The 6,180-nt window shown below is 46.5% G+C and carries 5 protein-coding genes and 1 pseudogene; all 6 read right to left on the reverse strand.

All coding sequences use genetic code 11. The annotated features are described in order from the left end of the window. Positions 1–333 precede the first annotated feature (333 nt). A complete protein-coding gene (locus tag RIC07_RS18020; RefSeq protein ID WP_006099737.1) occupies positions 334–849 on the reverse strand; it encodes a CAAD domain-containing protein in 516 nt (171 codons plus the stop codon). Positions 850–1,264: 415 nt separating this feature from the next. Continuing rightward, positions 1,265–2,137, reverse strand: a complete 873-nt coding sequence (locus RIC07_RS18025) for a 6-pyruvoyl trahydropterin synthase family protein (RefSeq protein WP_446395738.1) — start codon at positions 2,135–2,137, stop codon at positions 1,265–1,267. Between the two features lie 170 nt (positions 2,138–2,307). Continuing rightward, positions 2,308–2,745 carry an RrF2 family transcriptional regulator gene (locus RIC07_RS18030; protein WP_446395739.1) on the reverse strand — a complete coding sequence of 146 codons (438 nt, stop codon included), beginning with the start codon at positions 2,743–2,745 and terminating at the stop codon, positions 2,308–2,310. 156 nt (positions 2,746–2,901) lie between these two features. Further along, the gene (locus tag RIC07_RS18035) at positions 2,902–4,842 is read right to left on the reverse strand and encodes an iron uptake porin (RefSeq protein WP_446395740.1); all 1,941 of its coding nucleotides are present in this window, start codon (positions 4,840–4,842) and stop codon (positions 2,902–2,904) included. A 256-nt stretch (positions 4,843–5,098) separates the two neighbouring features. After that, positions 5,099–5,383 (reverse strand): 4a-hydroxytetrahydrobiopterin dehydratase, encoded by a 285-nt coding sequence (locus RIC07_RS18040; protein ID WP_446395741.1) that lies wholly within the window; start codon positions 5,381–5,383, stop codon positions 5,099–5,101. A gap of 586 nt (positions 5,384–5,969) precedes the next feature. Further along, a pseudogene (locus tag RIC07_RS18045) lies at positions 5,970–6,180 on the reverse strand (photosystem II D2 protein (photosystem q(a) protein)); the annotation flags it as partial.

Genomic DNA, 6,180 nt, shown 5'->3' on the forward strand with positions numbered 1-6,180 from the left:
TTAGGGACAATTGTAGGGGCGGGTTTAGGGACAATTGTAGGGGCGGGTTTAGGGACAATTGTAGGGGCGGGTTTAGGGACTAAATTCAGCTATTCACCGATAACGGAAAAACAAAACCCGCCCTCCTCACCGATAACGGAACAACAAAACCCGCCCTCTTCACCGATAACGGAACAACAAAACCCGCCCTCCTCACCGATAACGGAACAACAAAACCCGCCCTCCTCACCGATAACGGAACAACAAAACCCGCCCTTATTCATAAGTCCCAGGACTGGTTTTTTAGAATTATCCCCACCCAAATTCGAGATTCAGGTAGGGATAAGGAGTAACTTAACTCTGAGTCGAGTCTTTACCAAGCAATTGCCCTTTAAGAGAATCAAACTCTTGAGCCAATTCTTGGCGACTTTCAGCTTTCCAAAGATAACGGGCAATAAACCAGATTGTGTAACCAATCCCAACAAGTTCAAAAATTGGGGCTAATAAGGGAATGTCGTTAATGGCATCCAGTACAGCTAGGGTAACATACACGGTGATAAAGCCGGCTATCACTAGACCAATCAAAATGATGGCTTGTTGGTACTCGTAATAAAATGCACTGATTATCGCCGGAAGTTTGGACAGGAAGTCAAACACAGGCTGTACCCATTCCTGCCAAGCTTGATCCGTGGTTTGACCCGCTGCGGGAAGCTTAGCTTGATTATTAGGCGGGAGTTGGGCAACTGTCCCAGGTTGGTCAACATTGACATCTACTTTAGACTCTGGGCTTTTTGTAGCGTCGGCTTGAGCCGTCTTGACCTCTGGGGGATTACCCTCAGTATATTCAGATTTTTGTGGATTCGGTTCCATAGTTCCTCTACTGTGACCTCAAGTAGGACATTTTATCGTTTGTCTGAGCAGGATGGGTATAATAGGCAGAATATTAAGCTTTCGCCTATCTTACCAAAAGTTTTTCTCATGACTTCGGTGGAAGCAAAAAACTGATACTCAAACTCTGCCATACCTGGCTCATTTACCTCAATCAGCGAGAATGATCCCGCTACAATCTTTGATTTAACGGTGGGAGAATGTCAATGTTCCCCTCTTCTATTCACTCGTTACGTGAGTGGGAAAGAAGCATCCGGAAGCCAAACAGCACCCAGATCCCCGACTTCTCTAAAAAGTCGGGGATCTAGACTGCTTAACGACTATGGAAGGCAGGGACAGGGGTTTGAGCGCTGACTACTAGACCAACATCATCATAGAGTAGATGGGGTACTCTCCCCTAAACAAATGTTAGAACAGGAGATGCGATCGCGTCCGGTTCTACCGATGATATTTCACCTGTACAATAGACTTCACAGGAGTTATTGGGACTTTCAATGAGTTTAACTTTATGCAGTTTCGCTCCTAATTTTTGGATCGGTGACTGGAGCAATTGCCGAATATAGATGGCAATATTTTCCGCTGTCGGCACAACCTGGTCAAAGTAAGGGATGTCTTTGTTCAGGAAGGTATGGTCAAAGGGTTCGACGACATAATCATCGATTACCTTCTGCAAGGCTCCCAAATCGACAATCATCCCAGTACGTGGGTCAATTTCCCCTTTTACGGTTACCTCTAAATGATAATTGTGTCCATGACCATTGGGACGAGCGCATTTGCCGTAGATTTCACAGTTTTGGTCATAACTGAGTTGGGGATGAGCCAGCCGATGAGCGGCGCTAAAGTGGGTCGATACGGTGAGATATGCTTCCATTCCGTTTCCTAAATAATCAGCCCAAAGTTCTGGATGTTCAAATAGCTGTATCTTGACAAGCGGCAAATAAGGTGCTAGCTTTTGCCAGATGACACGCGCAATGTTTTCGGTCGTAGGTAGGGTTTCCTGGAAGTCTAGCCAAGTATGATTCAGATAGGCATAGTCCAATTGGCTGGTGACCTCTTGCTTGATCACTTTTTTGACTTGCGATAGGTTTTGCACCATACCGTATTCGTCTAGGTCACCTTCAAGGGAAACAAATAGGACATAATTATGTCCATGACCGGGAAACTGGGCACCCCGACCAAATTGCTGCTGGTTTTCCGCTTCACTCAGTTCGGGTAACCAATAGCGATGACTGGCGGAGAACTGGGCGCGGCGGTTAATGATGCATTTCATGCGTTTTTGAGGCAAGTCAGAATCTTAAATTTCTGTAAATTAGCATTATTTCTAGGATAAACGAATATTGGTTAATTGGTCATTCGTCCTATGTCATACTCGCTCCCAAAAAGAAGCAAGCTACGTTTTATGTCCTTTGTTAGGGAACGGGGAACAGGGACATCCTAATATTAGATGTAATACATAATGTTCAACTGTTGCCTATTATTCAGTTTCTCCCATAAATCTTGCAATGTATAGTCTCGCAAGATATCATTGGTGCGATCGCGGACTTCCTGCCATGTTTCTTGGACAATCGCACTTTCTTCGGTTGTTACAGTTTTTTGGTTTCCAGAGACGGGTGCGGTTGAACCATCTAGGCAGTTAATCACATCCAATAGGGTAATTGTCCAGGGTTCCCGCGCCAGAATGTAGCCCCCTTTAGCCCCCCGTTGGCTACGGACTATATTGCCCCGTCTCAGGGTTGCCAGAAGTTGTTCTAAATAGCGATCGGGAATATGTTGTTGCGCGGCAATCTGTCGGATTTGTAAGGGTTCTCCCTCATTGTAATGACCCGTGAGTTCTAAGAGAGCCAGTAGGGTGTATTCGGTCTTACAGGAGAGTTCCACAGAAATTGATTCATGTCAGGTCAATCATTCCCAGTATACCCCGGTTTTCCAGTGGGGTTTGTTGGTTTAGATCGGGCAAGTTGAAAAACCCCGCTCAATGGCGGGGTCATATAATTAATGAAGTTTCAGGCTAATTTTGCTGTTCACGGAATTGACTTAGAACGTGAACGTTGTTCTGAGTGTACCAATGACTGCATCGTCACCACCTTGGTTAGGATTCAGCAGCCAGATTACACCTGGAGTCAGTGAGATATTGTCTGTAAGCTGGTACTTGTAGAAGCCTTCCACATGCCAGGGTAAATCATCCGAGTCTCCCCGCTTGAAATCCCGACCTGGAGTACTCGTACTTCCCAAATAGGGTTGTACACCACCGAAGATTCCTAAAATGTTACCTTCTTTACCTAAGTCGCTCAACGCTACCCCAGCGCCATAAGTCCAAATTTCAGCACCGCCTTTACCGAGCAAGATGGCGTCTGTAAACGTACCAAAACCACTGATGGAAATCTTGTCACTCAGACGGAAAGCAAGTTCTACACCGTAGGAATTGGTGACTGTCGGACTTACCCCTAAATCTGGATTCAGGATTGCTGCAACCTCACCCGGATTATTAGCCAAATACGTACCTACCACTGCACCATCACCAGTAGCACGCCCAGCACCCAAGTCAAAAATATCACCGCCGGAACTATGATAAGCGTGGACATAGGTTGCACCAATGCCAATCCGGTCACCGATGTTGAAATTGAGCTGGGCTAGAGCAGCATATTCCCCAGTGAATAGACCGCTGTCTTCGCTTGGGTCTGCAGCATCGGAAGCCAAGTAACCAACGGTTAGGGTACTTGGACCTAATACCCTTTCTAGTGGACCGACGCCCAAGCTAAGTGCTGCACCTGCACCACCACCGATACGGTAGATGGGGTTTTCCGAAGCAAACGTGGACAATGCCCCATTGCCACCATCAAAGTCCTCAAAGAAAGGATTGAGTGTGGGAGCATAGTCGCTATGAATTCCTCCCGCACCTGCTATATAGACTTTTGAGCTGCCAAAGGGGAAGTAGTAAGCTAACCAGTCTACAAAGACATCATTACCATTTCCGGGTCCAAGGTTGAAGGTTTGGAACGCCTCGCCTGTATTAAATGCGAACGATGGATCTTCAGCGTCACCCTCAAATATCTGAGGGCTGCTAGGACGAAAAGCGTCTAAGTTGCTAGCCGCCAAGCGAGTGACTAATCGATCTTGACCCGTGAAGCTAGTGTTCAGTTCTAAACGAACCCTGCCGCCGAGGATCGTGTTCGTGTCATCATCTTCAACAATAGTGAAATCTTCATCCCCATCGAAGTCAAAATCTAACTCCAAATCATCGTCATCGCCGCCAAAGGTATCGGTGACGGCAAAAATCACTTCACCCCTTAACTTCGTCGTCGTGGAAAACTGATTATCTTCCAGGAACGCCACACGACCTTCTAGATTATCAACTCGCGCTCCTAGCGTCGCCAGTTCCGCTTCAAATTCCTGAATCAGCCGCCGCAGGGTTTCTAACTCAGTCTCGTCAAAACCACCCGTACCAATCAAACGCTCAATTTGATTCAAACAAGCATTCAAACCAGCGGCAAATTCGTAACGAGTCAGCGCCCGATTGCCCCGGTATGTACCATCTGGATACCCAGCGATACAACCGTAGCGTTCGACTAGGCTGCGTAGCGCTTCATACGCCCAGTCTCCCGGAGAAACGTCACGTAACTGACCCACACTGGTCACTTGCCCGCTGGAGTTTCCGCCTTCGCTGCTGTAGTCATTGATTTGATTTAAAATCTCAGCGTCATTGGGCGCAGCAGGTACAGATTGAGCCAAGGTCGGTTGTGCCTCTGGCTTCACCTCTAGACTGGCTGGAGTTAACTGTTCCGGATTGACCGCAATTTCCTCTGAAACTGTAATATCAGCAACACCATCGAACTGAACTTCTGGCGTTGCTGTTTGAGTGTCAGCGATAGGCAGATTGGCGCTATCGGCTGCACGTACTCCCACCGTAGATGCAACTAAGGTTACACCTAAGACCGCTGGGCTAATAAGTAGAGACTTCCACAGTAATTTCGACATCTTCTGTCCTCACACCTTTACAGAAAGAATTTGATTGCCCTTCTCGCACCATGGTACATCGTCTATTTGGCAGATGGTATTTTTTCGCTTAATTTTCAGATTCATTTTGGAACTCTTGTCCATCTGCCAGTCAGTCAGCTTTTGGCTAATAGTACCAATTATATATCTAAAAGGACTGCTTGTATTACACAAGCAGTCCTAGATGTCAAGCTTTTTAAACTGGTACTTAAGCCCTTGCCATATCCGCGTTTTACAGCTATGCGCTTAACTTGGACAGCGTTTGAGCCATCTCAAAGTCATTAGCTGTCAACCCCCCAGCATCATGGGTGGTGAGACTAATCGTCACCTTGTTATACGAAATCGCTAAGTCGGGATGATGTCCAGCCGCTTCTGCTGGTTCAACAATCTTATTGACAAAAGCGATCGCTTCGACAAAATCTTTGAATTGGCGAGTTGTGTGTAACTCTTTCCCTTCAACAGTCCAGCCTTCTAATGACTTGACTTTTTCTTGAATTTCTGCGTCACTGAGTAATTCAGCCATACCTTTTCTCCCACCTTCAACTTAAAAAAATTCCCAAAAAACTATCCGCTCTCACGGGAAGTACCTCGATAAAATCTTCAGTACTTATAGTGAGAGCGGTCTAGCGGGTCTTCTGATTGAAACCAGACTGCCGGAAGGAACTCCTTAACCAGCCCAGTTTCTCAATATATGAGTTCTCCGAAGAGAACTGAGCTAACTGTTAGAGAACAGCCCCGGCGCACAGCCGGCTAACTCCAATCAGATGACCCATAATTTTACTACTATCGCTCATGGGCATCACCTCCTTAATCCCTGTACGGTTTTTTAATCCGATTAGTTATTTGGTGTTTATTCACCTTTAATTAGAATAACACACCATTTGGATTTGGCAAGGGGAAGCCAGGAAAGTTTTTCGTCATTCGTCATTTATCTGTAAGTGTAATGGTTTGAGGCTTGTTTACAAAACAGGCGTGAGCGTGCCGTTTTCTTTTGTCCGACTACTTAAACCCGCCCTGACCAAGTTTTGAGTTCTGAACCATCAACCATGAACAGAAAAAAACCCCTACCCGAAGGCAGGGGAGCAAAGTTGATGACTAAACCCAACTTATTAGAGTGCGTTACCGCGAGGTAGAACTTCCTCAGGGAATTCAAACTTCTGGTGGGGTTGGTCTTGAGGAGCCAGCCAAGCCCGGACTCCTTCGTTGAGCAGAATGTTCTTGGTGTAGAATGTCTCGAATTCGGGGTCTTCCGCCGCCCGGATTTCCTGGGACACGAAGTCATACGCCCGCAGGTTTACCGCTAAGCCAATCACACCCACT

The organism is Coleofasciculus sp. E1-EBD-02 (assembly GCF_040218245.1).
GTDB lineage: Bacteria > Cyanobacteriota > Cyanobacteriia > Cyanobacteriales > Coleofasciculaceae > Coleofasciculus.

Coding starts and splice junctions, on each gene's coding strand:
- RIC07_RS18040 (WP_446395741.1), bottom strand. CDS start 5,383: ATGGCTGAATTACTCAGTGACGCAGAAATTCAAGAAAAAGTCAAGTCA.
- RIC07_RS18025 (WP_446395738.1), bottom strand. CDS start 2,137: ATGAAATGCATCATTAACCGCCGCGCCCAGTTCTCCGCCAGTCATCGC.
- RIC07_RS18020 (WP_006099737.1), bottom strand. CDS start 849: ATGGAACCGAATCCACAAAAATCTGAATATACTGAGGGTAATCCCCCA.
- RIC07_RS18035 (WP_446395740.1), bottom strand. CDS start 4,842: ATGTCGAAATTACTGTGGAAGTCTCTACTTATTAGCCCAGCGGTCTTA.